The organism is Kurthia sp. YJT4 (assembly GCF_030219945.1).
Classification (GTDB): domain Bacteria; phylum Bacillota; class Bacilli; order Bacillales_A; family Planococcaceae; genus Kurthia; species Kurthia gibsonii.
Window position 1 is genome coordinate 2,593,407 of the sequence record NZ_CP126689.1, and the last position, 16,531, is coordinate 2,609,937.

Consider the following 16,531-nt stretch of genomic DNA (forward strand, 5'->3'; position numbering starts at 1 on the left):
CCCCGCACACGGCGCTCCATCTAATTATCAATAGTCAAATTCGCATTATTTTAATACTTCATAACCACATAATTTTCTATATTTGTTCAATTGTTTTAAATTAATATAGGCAGGTAAATCTTTTAACTTCAAATTCACATCATGTACGAATTTATGCGATGTTTTACTCAACATTATGAGATTACTATAATTATCCGTACCACCTAGACTTAACGGTATTTTATGATGTATATGAATTTCTTGTGGATCCATATATAGATATTCTTTATCTAAAATCGGATCTTTCTTTTGTTGATTCAAGAGACTTGGGATATAAATAATGTTACTACTATTTTTCCCTGTTTTTGTTCGATTTTCAAAGAAATAGTCCAACCATTCAAGTGCCTTATATCTCGTTTGATTCGGTTCCCATAGTTTGTGTACTTCATACATATAATCTGCTGTACTTTTCACACTATGTTGTCTCATTTCCCACAGATTAAGTAGTTGTCCATTTATGATAAAGCTAACATGAGGATTTCGAACTTTATCAATTTGTACTTTTTGTCGACTTCTACACATCTTTTTTATAAGCAATAAATATATTCTACTTATTAGCCATGTTAAATTCGTACAGATATTGTAATAATTAAATATTCCTCTTATATATACGATGAAGTAATCCAAATTGCCTTTCCATAAACACCATTCAAGCCTAAGTTTAGTTTCTCTCCAAAGTTTCTTTTGGTCTTTTACCGAAATGATAAATGAATTTTGTTTGGTACTGTATGTTTTTCGATATTTATATCCTAAGAACTTCAGTTGTGCATCACCATGAATTGGTATTAACTTTGTTTTATCACGATTTATTTCTAATTCGTTTTCTTTACACCAATCTTCTAGCATCATTATTGCATCGTATATATCATATTTCCCTTTGCTAATTAATACAAAGTCATCTGCGTATCGAATAATTTTTACTACTCTACGATGTTTCAACCAATTAAAGTAAAATTCACGTCCACGTTTGTAATTTTTACCATGGTTTTTATGAATATTGGGGTTTTGGATAATTTGACGACCATTTTCTCGCTCAAAATCATTTATTTTATGAAGGCGAAGCTCAAAATCATGAAACATAACGTTGGCGAGTATTGGTCCTAAAATTGTTCCTTGTCTTAATCCAACTCCATTATATTTTTCTTTTGGTTGTATCAGGTCAATCCACATTAATCGCTTTATACATTTTAGAAATGCTAAGTCATGTATATTGTGGTTTAACTTTAACTTATCAAGTACTTTATCAATTTTTACAGTATCAAAGTATTCTTTCAAGTCGCAATCGTATATATGACCTTCATTATTATATTGTAAAGTAGTTGCGATATAGGACATACACTCTTGAGCATTACGATTTTTCCTAAATCCAAAACTTTCAGGATTAAATTGTGCTTCAAGAATAGGTTCAAGGATATTTTTAACACATTGTTGTGCAATCCTATCATATAAATTGGTTATGCCTAAAGATCGCATTTTTCCATTGCTTTTCGGTATCATTACATGCCTTGCTTTACCTCGTTTTGAACCAAATAATCGATTTTTGATTTCCTTTATAACATCTTCAATATCTAATTTCATCATGTCATTAAAGGTTATACCATCTGGACCTGCTGTTTTCTTGCCTTTATTACTACCTATAATTTTAATTGAACAAATAATATTTCTTTCATCAATGACATATTGCCACAAGTGGTTAAATCGTGTTTTAGTTAATGCTTTATCAAATAATATTTGTTCGACATCATTAATACCATATCGCCAAATATCCTTGTCTTTGACCTTCATATTCATCGCCTTCTTTCCACATGGGATAGCGATTACTATTGATGTTAGACTTGGGGCCTTCCCTCCACTTCCATTACAGAAGCTTCTGCAGTACTATGCCCCTACTGACTCCCCTATTCATGCTCTTTCATGCAATTTGCAATCCCCAAGCAATTACTAAACGTTAGGGGTCTCAAACGTTCCGATATTATTAGGTGTATAACTGTACTTAGGTTCCACCTTTATCCCGACTATATCTTTCCAGTAGAACAACCCGTTAGTTCTATCCATCAGAATCCCATACGATAAACCTTTTGGAATATAGTTAATTAGACAATATTTCTATCGCCCGCTCTACGAGACGTACATTCAGTGGTTCGTCATTAGCTATCTAAATCCTAACCATATACAGTTCCCAGCCCGCACCATGTTCACAGTATGTTTAACCTTTCCTCAGCTTGACCTGTTAGGGCTACTTAATGCGTCTTCACCCAACTTCACACAATCTGTTACCAGTATTGCATGTGGGAGTATTAGCTTCCATCTAGTCACGGAGATTATTTGGGTTCTCCGCCGTGGTGTCATAATATCAGTTGTTGCTAGTAAAATTTTTACTAACCCTGCCAATCCTTCACGATTTACGCGATTTCTGACAAACGTTTCATACCATAAGCCAAGCGTCTTTCCTCTTCCATCTCATCGTCATCTTGTAATGAACGTGAGTGTGGGAAGACATTCTCTTCCATACCGATAATGAAAACTACTGGGAACTCTAGACCTTTAGCTGAGTGCATCGTCATTAAGATGACACCTGTTCCTTGTTGTTCTTCTTCCTTACCAAGTGAATCAATATCTGCAATTAATGCAAGGTCTGTTAGGAATGCAACTAGTGATTTATCTTCACTTTGTTGTTCAAATGCTTGTGTTACCGATAAAAATTCACTGATGTTCTCTAAACGGCTTTGTGCTTCAATCGTCTTATCATTCTTTAACATCTCGCGATAACCCGAGCGCTCTAAAATTTCTTCAACTAATTCTGTGACAGACATATATTCTTGCATTTGCGTTAGATTTTGAATCATTGAGTGGAAGTGAATCGCAGCATTTGTCGCCTTCCCTGATAGTCCCATAAAGTCGACTTCTGCTAGTGCATCGAAAATCGAACGGTCCGCTTCTAATGCATTCACTGCAATACGGTCAAATGATGTCGCACCAATACCACGCTTTGGCTCATTAATAATACGCGCTAATGATAAGTCATCATCATTATTTGCAATAAGACGTAAATAAGCTAGTAAATCTTTAATCTCTTTACGATCATAGAATTTTGTACCGCCAACAATCGTATAGCTCATATTCGATTTTACAAGCATTTCTTCCATAACACGTGATTGTGCATTCGTACGATAAAGAATCGCAAAATCTTCTGGCTTACGATTATTCATAAGCATTTGCTCTTGAATCGTTTTGACAACGAACTGCGCTTCTGCTTTTTCATCATATGCGCGGAACACCGCAATTTTTTCACCCTCTTCATTATCAGTTCGTAACTCTTTTTTTATGCGGCTTGTATTATTTTGAATCACATCATTTGCTGCTTTTAAAATCGTTTTAGTTGAACGATAATTTTGTTCTAACATAATTGTTCTAGCAGTTGGGTAGTCTTTTTCGAATGATAGGATATTTTGAATATCAGCTCCGCGCCAACGATAAATCGATTGGTCTGAGTCCCCTACCACACAAATATTTTCATGCTGTCTTGCTAATAACTTAACCAACGTATATTGTGTATGGTTCGTATCTTGATATTCGTCTACGTGGATATATTGGAAGCGTTGTTGATAATACTCAAGTACATCTGGTACTTCTTTAAATAATCGAATGGTCATCATAATTAAATCATCAAAATCCAGTGATTGATTTTTGCGTAGACGATGTTGATAGTTCTCATATACTTTCGCTACAGCTTGGTCGTATGGATTATTTGCGTCAGCTTGTTGTGAAAAATCACTTGATGTAATGCCTTCATTCTTTGCTGAGCTAATCGCATTTAAAAGTGAACGTGGCTCATGTTGTTTCGGATCCATATTCAATTCTTTTAATGCGTTTTTAATAACAGAAAGTTGATCTGTTGTATCTAAAATCGAAAAGTTTTTATTATAACCAATTCGGTCGATATCACGACGTAAAATACGTACACACATTGAGTGGAATGTCGAAACCCACATGCGATCGCCTGTACCGTTACCTAAAATACCATCAATTCGTTCGCGCATTTCACGTGCTGCCTTATTCGTAAATGTGATAGCTAAAATATTTGACGGTTTAATCATCTTTTCAATTACCAAGTAGGCAATACGATGTGTTAATACACGCGTCTTCCCAGAACCTGCTCCCGCCATGATTAGTAAAGGTCCTTCTGTAGCTTGAACAGCTTCAGCTTGTTGTTCATTCATACCTTTTAATAAATTTTTTGTTAGTTGATTCATCATGCACCATCCTTCTACAAACATTTGTTCTTAAATTATATCGTACCTTTTACTGCTTTAACAGTTTTTAAAGCCTTTTTTAAATCTGTATAAATAATATTCCCAACCACAACTGTATCCGCGTATTGCGCCATCTTTTGTGCTTGTTCTGGCTCCGAAATGCCACCACCATAAAACAGTTGTGTCTGTTCTAATTCGTGGGATACAGCTTCTACTACTTCTTCTGAGCCATACATACCGCTATATTCTAAATAAAGAATTGGTAATTTAAAATAATGTTCTGCCATACGTGCATAGGCTACAACATCTTCGAGTGATAAGTCTGTTTTTGCAGTTGTTAAGGTTGCTGCTTTACAGTCTGGATTCAAAATAACATAGCCCTCAGCAACAAGTTCATCCCAGTTCATCAGCTCACCAAACTCTTTAATAGCCTCATGATGTAAATCTTTCACCCACTCTGTTTTTGTACTATTCAATACCGTTGGGATGAAGAAATAATCGTAACCTGGTGTGACCGATTCAATCGTAGAAACTTCTAAGATAACAGGTACTGAATAACGACGTACACGCGCGAGTAAATCGAGTACACCATCCTCTGTCACATCATCTGAACCACCTACTAAGATGCCATCCGTACCTGATTCACAAATTTTCTCTAAATGTTCATCCGAAATTTCTTTCGCAGGATCTAACTTAAAAACATGTTGCCAACTTTTAAATTCCATACTCTTACCACCCATTCTCTCTATTCTTATCATTAGTATACTAAAACTCACATGAAAATGAAGGGATTCAATAAAAATGAGAAATCGCTCGAAACTGCGATTTCTCATTTTGTCTTGTCAAAACACATCTTCATGTTGTTTTAACATTTTCTGTTCTTTTTAAGCTGAAAGCCTATTTACGAGATGCGTCAAATGGTTGTTCATCTGGATATAAACGTCCAAGCATCTCATCATACGTATCATTTCCGTAATCGAAACAACGACGTACGCGTGAAATTGTTGCTGTAGATGCACCTGTTTCGTTTTTGATTGTTTCATATGTTTTTTTCAATCGTAATAAGTGCGCTACTTCAAAACGTTGCGCAAGTGATTGAATCTCACTCATTGTGCATAAATCATCAAAAAACTTATAGCACTCGTCTAAATCTTTTAGTTCTAATACAGCTTTAAATAATTGGTCTGTTTGATGACCCTTAATTTTTTCAATTTGCATCGTAAACGAGGGCCCCCTTCCACTTCTATTCTATAATTGCATCGTTCTCTTTACAATTCTATTTTATCACCAGAATTGATTAGAAAAAAGTATTAACACTTTTATTCTGTAAATCGTTAAAGTATTTTAGCGCATTACAGATGGGAAGAGTACGCGTTTTTTCAATACATCGAAAATACCACGCTGCGTTACGCGAATATATGGTAAGTGTGTTGATTGTAAAAATAATAATGTATAGATGGCATCGCCATGATGGAAGCCACGTTCCTTTAATGCTTCTTTTAGTTCTTTTTCTTGTTCGATAATTTCTTCAACTGGTTGTTTTGACACATATCCACCCATTGTTAGTGGAATAGAAGCTAGCACTTTATGATTATCGATTAAGACGATTCCGCCACCCATTTTTTTCATTTCGTTGAAAGCTTGGTGCATCGCATGAATATCTTTACCGATTAAAATAATATCGCCCGTGCAAGAATATGAAGTCGCAAAGCCCTGTAATGAGCTAGCAAACCCTTTAATAAGTGTATTTACACGCCATTTACCTTCTCGGTCAACAAGCATTAAATAACATTCATCATGGTCGTAACTTAATGTACCTTCATTTGTATGCAAGTTCGTGCTATACAACTTCGTAATGACATCATTCACCATCTCAATTCCAAATGGCATTGAGAATTGGAAGTCATCCTCTGTTAATTCGACCGGCATTGAAAACTCTTTAAAATCTCCCCAATCAATATCTTCCATCGTATGAACACGTTCATTTGAGCGCTTTAACCATACACCTTTTGATAATACATCTGTTGGTGTTGGGTGGTATTCATCTTCTAAAATATTCAATGTAGCAAAGCGACCTGTCGCAATTAGACCATGTGAATGTGTCACATCATAGTAGTTCGCAATATTGTAAGATGCCATTTGATATGCATCAATTGGCTCTACACCTGCATCGAGTGCTACTTGGATACATTGATCCATCAGGCCCTTTTCGTAGAAGCTCGGTGTTGCACCATCTGTTGTCATCATTAAATGATCAAAGATTTTCAGTTTTCGTTCCACAATTCCCTTTAATAAATCAGGAAGGTCTGGACGAATCGATGAATAACGTAATGTTACCGCATAGCCGTGTAGAATACGTTCTTCTACTTCTTCTACTGTCATCGCTTCATGGTCACCATCTGCACCGAATAATTTTAGACGAGCTAATGTACGTGAAGAAGCACCTGGTAGATGTGTTTCAATCTTTTTATGATGCGCACGCGTACCTTGCAGCCAATACAATAACTGGTCATCTCCTGCTAGTAATCGTGGCCAAGCTGTTAATTCGCCGCCCATCAATACATCTTGACGCTCTCCCCATTCCATTAATGAAGCTGACGTAAAGAGATTGTGTTCTCGTAGCAATTCTGTTTGTGAATCGTAACGCATCCACCAATAGAAGTGGAATGGTCGTTCTTTTAAAGCATCCATAATACGAAATGCTTCTTCATTTTTTAATGATAAAAATAATGTTAAATTATCTGAAAGGAATGTCGTTGTTCCTGTCTGTCCTGCATAGTCTGCTAATGTTAATGGGTTATAGAGTTGATATGGATGAACATGTGGCTCAATGTAACCCGGTACAACTGTTTTACCTGCTGCATCCACGATTTCTGTGCCTTCCATCTTCGGTGGCATTTTAGGCCCTGCATATACAATACGCTCTCCTAAAATCCAAATATTTCCCTCTACCCAATCTTTATAAATACTGTGCAAATAGCGAGCATTCGTAATCACCATTGAAGGAGATTTCTTTCCATCAATGACTGCGACTTGTTCGCGTATGTCATGTATTTTCCAATTTATGTGCTTCATAACTCAAACATCTCCTCCTATAAGTCTGTTGCATTAATTTATGATGATTAATGAATACAACGCATGAGTGATAATATGCTATCACACTCGTCGTTCATGGAACAAGCTTAATTTAGAATGTACAAACTTTTGTTGAATTTCGAATCAATTTTCTATTTTATGCATATTCTATTTTATAACTTCGTCTATGAAAACGCTATCATTAACCTTTAAGTTATAAAAATATTTACATAACTATACACTTTAGATTTAACAAGTGAAAAAATAAAGGTAGAAGATGAAGTCATCCTCTGCCTTTATTTAGATTATTTATTTTACAGCTGAAAAAGTTCGCCAACCGATATCTTTTCTAAAGAAGAAATGTTGCCAATCTTTCTGTGCTAATCCTGCATATACTTTTTCTTGTGCTTCTTTTAAGTTTCTGCCTGTCGATGTTACTAATAAGACACGACCACCGTTTCCGACAAAACCTTCTCCTGCTGCTTTTGTTCCTGCATGGAAGATATTATGTGTCTTCGCTAACTCCGTTAAGTTCGGCAGTGCATGTCCATTTTCAACAGATTGCGGATAACCTTCTGAAGCAATGACAACACCTAGAACCGATTCATCCGACCATTGTAAATCAAATGGAACACCTGCAAGAAGGGCATCCATAAATAAACCGAAATCAGAAGCCATACGTTGTAATACGACTTGTGCTTCTGGATCACCAAAGCGTGCATTAAACTCAATCACTTTTGGACCATTCTTCGTTAAAATTAATCCTGCATATAAAATACCTGTGAATGGTGTACCTTCTGCATCCATTGCTGCAACAGTTGGCTTCACAATCGTCTCAAATGCTTCATCAACAATTGACTGCGGAATTTGTGGAACGGGTGAATAAGCACCCATACCGCCTGTATTCGGTCCTTTGTCGCCGTCATATGCTCGTTTATGATCTTGTGCAATCGCCATTGGATAGATTTGTCCTGCATGAACGAATGACATGAACGAGAATTCTTCACCATCTAAAAATTCCTCAATAACAACACGAGAAGATGAATCACCAAAACGTTGGTTGCCAATCATATCTTCTACTGCTTCAATGGCTTCTTGTTCCGTCATCGCAACAATAACACCTTTACCTGCTGCTAAACCATCTGCTTTAATCACAATTGGTGCACCTTGTGCGCGAATATAAGCAACTGCCTCATCTACTTGTGAGAATGTTTCATATGCTGCTGTTGGAATTTCATATTTCTTCATTAAATCTTTCGCAAAGGATTTACTACCTTCTAATTGTGCTGCATTTTTACGAGGACCGAATGCACGAAGACCTGCTTCTTCAAATGCGTCGACAATTCCTTCAGTTAAAGGCTGCTCAGGTCCAACAAATGTTAAACCGATTCCTTCTGTAATCGCAAAATTAATTAACTCATCAAAAGAAGACTGTGCGATTGGCACAATGGTTGCATCTTCTTTCATTCCGTCATTTCCTGGTGCAACAAAAACTTGCTCAACAGATGGTGCTTTTTTAAACTGTTTGACAATCGCGTGTTCACGACCGCCACTACCAATTACAAGAACTTTCATACTCCTTATTCCTCCTGTTAAAAATAGGGACTATCCAATATGATAGGACAGCCCCAATTTAATTTAGATTAATGTTTAAAGTGACGAACGCCTGTTAAAACCATTGTGATGCCTGCTTTATTCGCTGCATCAATTGATTCTTGGTCACGTTTTGAACCACCTGGGTGGATGATTGCCGTAATGCCTGCTTCAATAGCTGCTTCAACTGTATCTGGCATTGGGAAGAATGCATCAGATGCAAGTGCTGCACCCGCTGCTTTTTCACCTGCTTGTTCTAAAGCGATTTTTGCAGAACCTACACGATTCATTTGACCCGCGCCAATTCCAAGTGTCATTTGCTCATCTGTAATTACAATGGCATTCGACTTCACGTGTTTCACAACAGACCAGCCTAAGCGCATAGCCGCCCATTCTTCTTCTGTTGGTTGACGATCTGTTACAACTTGAATATCTGCTTCATCAAAACCATAACGATCTGGCTCTTGTACTAATAGACCACCTTCTACAGATACTGTATTAAATGCATCTTGTGTATGTTGATCGAAAGAGATTGTTAGTAAACGAATATTCTTCTTCACTGTTAATAGTTCAATTGCTTCTTTTGAGAAAGAAGGTGCAATAATAATTTCTAAGAAAATAGAAGCTAATTGCTCTGCTGTTTTTGCATCAACTTCACGATTTAGCGCAACAATGCCGCCGAAGATGGATGTTGCGTCTGCTTCGTATGCTTTATTGAATGCTTCTGCAATCGTTTCACCTGTGCCAACGCCACATGGGTTCATGTGCTTCACCGCGACAGCTGCTGGTTGTTTAAATTCCTTGATGATTTGAAGTGCTGCATTTGCATCTTGAATATTGTTATATGATAATTCTTTACCATGTAATTGCTCTGCGTAAGCAACAGAGAAATCAGAAGCAAGACGTTTTTGATAGAACGCAGCTTTTTGATGTGGGTTCTCACCATAACGTAATGTTTGTTTTAATTCATAAGTTAAAGTCATTTGTTCTGGGAATTCTTCGCCTAATTCTGCTGATAAATAATTCGAAATATATGAATCATATGCTGCTGTATGACGGAATACTTTTGCTGCTAAACGACGACGTGTTTGTAAAGTTGTTTGACCTGCATCTTTTAATTCAGCTAAGACACCTTCATAGTCATTTGCATCAACAATTACTGTTACATATTGTTGGTTTTTTGCAGCTGAGCGTAGCATTGTTGGACCGCCAATATCGATGTTTTCAATTGCATCTTCGAATGTTACATCTGGTTTTGAAATTGTTTCAACAAATGGATATAAGTTAACACATACAATCTCAATCGGTTCAATACCATGTTCTTTCATTTGTGCTTGGTGTTCAGCGTCATCATATTTTGCAAGAAGTCCACCATGAATCATCGGATTTAATGTTTTTACACGTCCACCTAAGATTTCTGGGAATTTTGTTACTTCATCAACAGATGTCACAGGTACACCATTATCTTGAAGATGTTTTTTCGTACCGCCTGTTGATAATACTTCGTAGCCTAATGCTACAAGTTCTTTTGCAAATTCTAATACACCTGATTTATCCGAAACACTAATTAACGCTCTTTTTGTCACAATTTTTCCTCCTCAGATTTAAGCGGGAAATTCCCTATATGTAAAGATTTAATGCCACAATTTTTGTAAAGCTGCTTTATACACATCATGCTCAACTGCATGAATTGCCGCTTCTGTTCGCTCTCTATCTCCATCAATCACATCAACAGCCTTTTGCATAATAATCGTGCCTGTATCCATTCCTTCATCTACATAATGAACCGTTACACCTGTCACTTTCACACCGTGATCGAGTGCTTGTCCAATTGCATCTTTCCCTGGGAAAGAAGGCAATAATGAAGGATGAATATTCACGATTCGTGAACGGTATGCGTCTAATAATGTTTCACCAATTAAACGCATATATCCCGCTAGTACAAGCCACTCCACTTCTTTTTCTTCTAATACTTCTAGTATCGCCGCTTCATAAGCTTGTTTAGAAGAAAAATCTTTTGGACGAATTGCTAGTACTGAAATCCCCTTTGTTTTTGCACGTTCTATAACATATGCATCTGGTTGATCTGTTACAACTAAACGAATCGTTGCTTGCAGTTCCCCTTGTTCAATTGCTTCAGCAATGGCTTGAAAATTCGAACCACTACCTGAAGCAAATACTGCAATGGACTTTTTAGTCATTACACTAAACTCCCATCATGCTCACCGTTGAATCGCACACCTTCACCAGCAACCACACGACCAATTGTGTAAGCTTTCTCACCATGTTTTTCGACTAACTCAATGACTTTTTCAGCTTGTGCTGCTGGAACAGCTAAGACAAAACCGATTCCCATGTTGAACACATTATATAAATCTTTTTGTTGTAACTTTCCTTGTTCTGCTAGTAAATCAAAGATTGGTAGAACTGGCCAAGTGCCTAAATCAACTTCCGTTGCTAAACCTGCTGGCATCATACGTGGTAAGTTCTCATAGAAACCACCGCCTGTAATATGTGCCATACCATGTACATCCACTTCTTTTAATACATCTAGTACCGGTTTTGCATATAATTTTGTCGGCGTTAATAATGCCTCACCAATTGGACCAAGTTGCTCGTAACCTGCTACAACTGTATCTGGTGTGAAGCCTGCATCTGCAAACATGATTTTACGAACAAGTGAGTAACCGTTTGAGTGAACACCACTTGAAGCAATCCCTACAAGTACGTCACCTTCTTGGATTTTTTCACCTGTTACAATATTTGCTTTTTCAGCTGCACCTACTGCAAATCCAGCTAAATCATATTCATCTTCTTCATATAGGCCAGGCATCTCTGCTGTTTCGCCACCGATTAATGCAGCCCCTGATTGTACACAACCATCTGCTACACCTTTAACGATTTGCTCGATTTTTTCTGGTACTGCTTTACCTACTGCTACATAATCTAAGAAATAAAGTGGTTCTGCGCCTTGTGCGACAATATCATTTACACACATCGCAACACAGTCAATTCCGATTGTGTCGTGCTTATCCACCATAAATGCTAATTTTAATTTTGTTCCTACACCATCTGTACCTGAAATTAATACAGGTTCTTTTAAATTCAGTTCAGATAAATCGAACATACCACCAAAACCACCGAATGTACCCATGATGCCTTTTCTTGCTGTGCGTTCTACATGTGATTTCATACGTTGTACAGCTTCATAACCTGCTTCAATATTTACGCCTGCTTGTTCATATGCTTTTGACAAGATCTTGGCCTCCTAGACTAATAATTCTTTTTCGTGCGGTAAAATCGTATCTGGGAAAATTTCTGTTGGATACTTACTTGTGAAACAAGCTAAGCAAAGTCCTTTATTCTCCCCTTCATATGGACGGTCAATCGATTCAACCATGCCCTCCACTGATAAAAATGTTAAGGAATCTGCACCAATCGCTTCACACATCTCATCCACTGAATGACTTGAAGCAATCAATTCTTCATGTGTTGATGTATCAATACCGTAATAACATGGATCTGTCATTGGTGGTGAGCTGATGACAACATGTACCTCTGCTGCGCCAGCTTCTTTTAACATTTTGACAATACGACGTGATGTTGTACCACGTACAATCGAATCGTCTACCATGATGACACGTTTGCCTTTTACTACTTGAACAACTGGTGATAATTTCATCTTCACACCACGTTCACGTAATTCTTGTGTTGGTTGAATGAATGTACGACCAACATAACGGTTTTTAATTAAACCTAATTCATAAGGAATACCACTTTCTTCTGCAAAACCAATCGCAGCAGAAATACTTGAATCAGGAACGCCTGTTACTACATCCGCTTCGATATGAGCGCATTCTTTTGCTAATTGTTTACCCATACGTTTACGTGCCATATGCACATTAATGCCATCAATATTAGAATCTGGTCGTGCTAAGTAGACATATTCCATCGCACACATCGCACGATTTTGAATTTCTGCAAAGCGAACTGATTGAACACCTTCATCATTGATGATCAGCATCTCACCTGGTTCCACTGAACGAACTGTTTCAGCACCAATTAAATCGAATGCACATGTTTCTGATGCTACGACATAAGCCTCGCCTAGCTTACCTAATGAAAGTGGGCGTAAACCATTACGGTCACGCGCTACAATCATCTCGTCTTTCGTCATCACTAAGAATGAATACGCGCCTTCTAATAACGTCAATGCATTTTTAACTTTTTCGCTGAATGTTGCATGTGTACTCTTTTTAATTAAATGCGCTAATACTTCCGTATCTGAACTTGAATGAAAAATACTACCTTGTCGCTCTAAATATTTTTTCAAGCGATTCGCATTTACTAAGTTACCATTATGCGCAATCGATAAACTACCTGTAGATGAGTGGAAAAGAAGGGGTTGAACATTTTCAATCCCCGCCCCTCCTGCTGTTGTATAGCGAACATGTGCAATCGCTGCTTTACCGTCTACAGACTTTAACTTTTCTTCGTTGAATACATCATTTACAAGTCCTTCGCCTTTAACTGCTTTTAGATGATGACCATCTGATACAACAATCCCAGCGCCTTCTTGACCTCGATGTTGTAAAGCATGTAAACCATAGTAGCTTAGGTGTGCTGGACTTTGATTACCCCAAATCCCAAAAACACCACATTCTTCATTTAAGCCTCTGATTTCAGCAAGCATGGTATTGCCCCTTTCCAAGCATCTTGGAATTCTGCTACAGTGCCTTCAATTAACGGTTGTTGTTCGGATGAATTGATGACAATGTTGGCTTCTTCTGTTACGACACCGATTTGTTTTGCATCTGCTACCACTTCTTCAAAACGTGCTGCAAATTCTGGTTTTACAGTTACAACAAAGCGTGATTGTGATTCACTGAATAGAGCAGTTGTTGCCGATCCTTCTAACGTTACATTCACACCTAAGTTTGTACCGAATGTTGTTTCTGCGATTGCTACAGCTAAACCACCTTCTGCTACATCATGCGCTGATGCAACAAGTCCTGCTTGAATTGCTTGTAGTAATGCTTTTTGGCGTGCTGCTTCTACTTCTAAATCAATTGATGGTGCTTGTCCGAAAATACGACCGTTCATTAATTTTTGTAATTCTGAACCACCGAACTCTGTTTTCGTTTCACCAATTACATAAACGAAGTCACCTGCATGCTTTACTTCTTGTGTTGTTGCGTGTTGTAAATCTTCTACTAAACCAACCATACCGATTGTCGGTGTTGGGTAGATGGCTTCATTACTACGTTCGTTATAAAGTGATACGTTACCGCCGATTACAGGAGATTCTAATGCTAGACATGCTGCTGCAATACCGTCTGCTGATTTTTCGATTTGCCAGAAGATTTCAGGCTTTTCTGGGTTACCGAAGTTTAAACAGTCTGTAATTGCTAATGGACGACCGCCTGAACATACGATATTACGTGCTGCTTCTGCAACTGCAATTTTACCGCCTGTTTCAGGGTCTAAGTAGATATAACGTGAGTTACAGTCAGTTGTCATTGCTAAACCTTTATTCGTACCACGTACGCGAATAATCGCTGCATCTGAACCTGGTTTTACAACCGTATTTGTTCTTACTTGATGGTCATATTGTTCATAAACCCATTCTTTTGAAGCAATTGTCGCTTGTTGTAATAATGCACTTAATGTTTCTTTATAATCTGTTACTTCTGGTTCTGCATTTTCGATTTGTTGGAACTCTGTATAGTAAGCTGGAACTGCTGAAGGCTTATGATAAACAGGAGCATCTTCTGCTAATGCATCTGCTGGCACTTCTGCAACAATCTCACCTTTATGTTTTAAGCGGAACATTTTATCGTCTGTTACAACACCTACTGATACGGCATCTAATCCGTATTTTGCAAATAGATCAACGATTGGTTGTTCTTCACCTTTTTTCACAACGACTAACATACGCTCTTGAGATTCAGATAACATCATTTCATAAGCTGTCATACCTGTTTCACGTTGTGGAACAGCATCAAGATTCATCTCAATACCCATGCCTGCTTTAGAAGCCATTTCTGCTGCTGAAGAAGTTAAACCTGCTGCACCCATATCTTGAATACCAACTAATGATTCGAACTTCACAAGTTCTAAACAAGCTTCTAATAATAGTTTCTCCATGAATGGATCACCTACTTGAACTGCTGGGCGCTTTTCTTCTGCATTCTCGTCTAATTCTTCTGAAGCGAATGTTGCACCATGAATACCGTCACGACCTGTTTTTGCACCTACATACATCACTGTGTTCCCAACACCAGAAGCAACACCTTTTTGAATGTCTTTATGGTCGATTAAACCAACACACATCGCATTCACAAGTGGATTTCCTTCGTAGCAAGGGTCGAACTGAATTTCGCCACCTACTGTTGGAATACCGATACAGTTACCGTAACCAGCGATTCCTGCAACCACTTCTTCAAATAAGAATTTCACACGTTTTGAAGCATCTAATTCACCAAAACGAAGTGAGTTTAACATTGCTACTGGACGTGCACCCATTGAAAATACATCACGAATAATTCCACCAACACCTGTTGCTGCACCTTGGTATGGTTCAATTGCTGAAGGGTGGTTATGTGATTCCATTTTAAATACAACCGCTTGCTCGTCACCAATATCAACGATTCCAGCACCTTCACCAGGACCTTGTAGTACTTGCTTTCCTTCTGTTGGGAATTTACGTAGAACTGGTTTTGAGTTTTTATATGAGCAGTGTTCTGACCACATAACAGAGAATAAACCTGTCTCTGTCCAATTCGGTGTGCGTCCTAAAATCGATTCCACTAACGCAAATTCTTCATCTGTTAACCCCATAGAAGCATATAATTTTTGCTCCTTAATTTGTTGTGCTGTTGGCTCAAGCTTGGTTGACATTTGATTCCCTCCACTGTTTTACAATTGATTTGAATAAAGCAAGACCTTGCGCATTCCCAAGTACCTCATCTGCTGCACGCTCTGGGTGTGGCATCATGCCTAAAACATTCCCACGTTCGTTCACAATACCTGCGATATCCGCTAAACTACCGTTTGGATTTTCTGATTCATATGTGAACACGATTTGATTGTTTTGTTGTAGTTGTTCCAATGTTTCTGCGTCACAGTAATAGTTTCCTTCACCATGTGCAATTGGAATTGTGATAATTTCATCTTTGTTGTACTGATTTGTAAACAACGTATCATTATTTACAACGCGTAAATTTACGTCCTTACAAATGAATTTTAAATTCTTATTACGTAATAACGCACCAGGTAGTAATCCTGCTTCCGTTAGAATTTGGAATCCATTACATACGCCTAATACTGGCTTTCCAGCTTCTGCTGCTTTCTTTACTTCTTCCATTACATTCGATTGGTTCGCCATTGCGCCACAACGTAAGTAATCACCGTAGGAGAATCCACCAGGTACTAAAATACCGTCATATGCACTTAAATCTGTTGCATCATGCCATACGTATTCCACTTCTTCGCCTAATACGTCTTTAATCGTATGATACATATCTAAGTCACAGTTTGAACCTGGGAATACAAGTACTGCGAATTTCATG

The 16,531-nt window shown here is 37.8% G+C and carries 11 protein-coding genes and 1 pseudogene; all 12 read right to left on the reverse strand.

Annotation, left to right across the window (positions count from 1 at the left end; genetic code table 11):
• Nucleotides 1-45 precede the first annotated feature (45 nt).
• The 12 genes and pseudogenes from QN089_RS12920 to purQ all read right to left on the reverse strand — a co-directional run bounded on the left by QN089_RS12920 (nt 46) and on the right by purQ (nt 16,530).
• Nucleotides 46-1,824, reverse strand: coding sequence for a reverse transcriptase domain-containing protein (locus QN089_RS12920; protein ID WP_285215467.1), 1,779 nt, complete (start codon nt 1,822-1,824; stop codon nt 46-48).
• A 626-nt stretch (nt 1,825-2,450) separates the two neighbouring features.
• Nucleotides 2,451-4,292 (reverse strand): annotated as a pseudogene (gene pcrA / locus QN089_RS12925) (DNA helicase PcrA); the annotation flags it as partial.
• A 35-nt stretch (nt 4,293-4,327) separates the two neighbouring features.
• Complete coding sequence (gene pcrB / locus QN089_RS12930) at nt 4,328-5,017, reverse strand: heptaprenylglyceryl phosphate synthase (protein ID WP_068450768.1); 690 nt, start codon at nt 5,015-5,017, stop codon at nt 4,328-4,330.
• Between the two features lie 172 nt (nt 5,018-5,189).
• On the reverse strand, nt 5,190-5,510 hold the full coding sequence (locus QN089_RS12935) for a YerC/YecD family TrpR-related protein (protein ID WP_068450765.1): 321 nt from the start codon (nt 5,508-5,510) through the stop codon (nt 5,190-5,192).
• A gap of 126 nt (nt 5,511-5,636) precedes the next feature.
• A complete protein-coding gene (locus QN089_RS12940) occupies nt 5,637-7,367 on the reverse strand; it encodes an adenine deaminase C-terminal domain-containing protein (RefSeq protein WP_285215468.1) in 1,731 nt (576 codons plus the stop codon).
• A gap of 309 nt (nt 7,368-7,676) precedes the next feature.
• Nucleotides 7,677-8,942, reverse strand: a complete 1,266-nt coding sequence (gene purD / locus QN089_RS12945; protein WP_068450760.1) for a phosphoribosylamine--glycine ligase — start codon at nt 8,940-8,942, stop codon at nt 7,677-7,679.
• A 68-nt stretch (nt 8,943-9,010) separates the two neighbouring features.
• Nucleotides 9,011-10,546, reverse strand: coding sequence for a bifunctional phosphoribosylaminoimidazolecarboxamide formyltransferase/IMP cyclohydrolase (gene purH / locus QN089_RS12950; RefSeq protein ID WP_068450758.1), 1,536 nt, complete (start codon nt 10,544-10,546; stop codon nt 9,011-9,013).
• A 48-nt stretch (nt 10,547-10,594) separates the two neighbouring features.
• Nucleotides 10,595-11,161, reverse strand: a complete 567-nt coding sequence (gene purN, locus QN089_RS12955) for a phosphoribosylglycinamide formyltransferase (protein ID WP_285215469.1) — start codon at nt 11,159-11,161, stop codon at nt 10,595-10,597.
• The gene (gene purM / locus QN089_RS12960; protein WP_068450754.1) at nt 11,161-12,216 is read right to left on the reverse strand and encodes a phosphoribosylformylglycinamidine cyclo-ligase; all 1,056 of its coding nucleotides are present in this window, start codon (nt 12,214-12,216) and stop codon (nt 11,161-11,163) included. Before purM ends, purN begins: the two co-directional genes overlap by 1 nt.
• Before the next feature lie 12 nt (nt 12,217-12,228).
• Nucleotides 12,229-13,653 (reverse strand): amidophosphoribosyltransferase, encoded by a 1,425-nt coding sequence (purF, locus tag QN089_RS12965; protein ID WP_068450751.1) that lies wholly within the window; start codon nt 13,651-13,653, stop codon nt 12,229-12,231.
• Nucleotides 13,629-15,860 (reverse strand): phosphoribosylformylglycinamidine synthase subunit PurL, encoded by a 2,232-nt coding sequence (purL, locus tag QN089_RS12970; RefSeq protein ID WP_285215470.1) that lies wholly within the window; start codon nt 15,858-15,860, stop codon nt 13,629-13,631. The genes purF and purL overlap by 25 nt, the downstream gene beginning before the upstream one ends.
• A complete protein-coding gene (purQ, locus tag QN089_RS12975; protein WP_285215471.1) occupies nt 15,844-16,530 on the reverse strand; it encodes a phosphoribosylformylglycinamidine synthase subunit PurQ in 687 nt (228 codons plus the stop codon). Before purQ ends, purL begins: the two co-directional genes overlap by 17 nt.
• Between the last annotated feature and the right edge of the window lies 1 nt (nt 16,531).

Bases quoted from the DNA above. Each gene is read 5' to 3' on its own strand.
- QN089_RS12920 (WP_285215467.1), bottom strand. From the start codon at position 1,824: ATGAAGGTCAAAGACAAGGATATTTGGCGATATGGTATTAATGATGTC.
- pcrB (WP_068450768.1), bottom strand. From the start codon at position 5,017: ATGGAATTTAAAAGTTGGCAACATGTTTTTAAGTTAGATCCTGCGAAA.
- QN089_RS12935 (WP_068450765.1), bottom strand. From the start codon at position 5,510: ATGCAAATTGAAAAAATTAAGGGTCATCAAACAGACCAATTATTTAAA.
- QN089_RS12940 (WP_285215468.1), bottom strand. From the start codon at position 7,367: ATGAAGCACATAAATTGGAAAATACATGACATACGCGAACAAGTCGCA.
- purD (WP_068450760.1), bottom strand. From the start codon at position 8,942: ATGAAAGTTCTTGTAATTGGTAGTGGCGGTCGTGAACACGCGATTGTC.
- purN (WP_285215469.1), bottom strand. From the start codon at position 11,161: ATGACTAAAAAGTCCATTGCAGTATTTGCTTCAGGTAGTGGTTCGAAT.
- purF (WP_068450751.1), bottom strand. From the start codon at position 13,653: ATGCTTGCTGAAATCAGAGGCTTAAATGAAGAATGTGGTGTTTTTGGG.
- purL (WP_285215470.1), bottom strand. From the start codon at position 15,860: ATGTCAACCAAGCTTGAGCCAACAGCACAACAAATTAAGGAGCAAAAA.
- purQ (WP_285215471.1), bottom strand. From the start codon at position 16,530: ATGAAATTCGCAGTACTTGTATTCCCAGGTTCAAACTGTGACTTAGAT.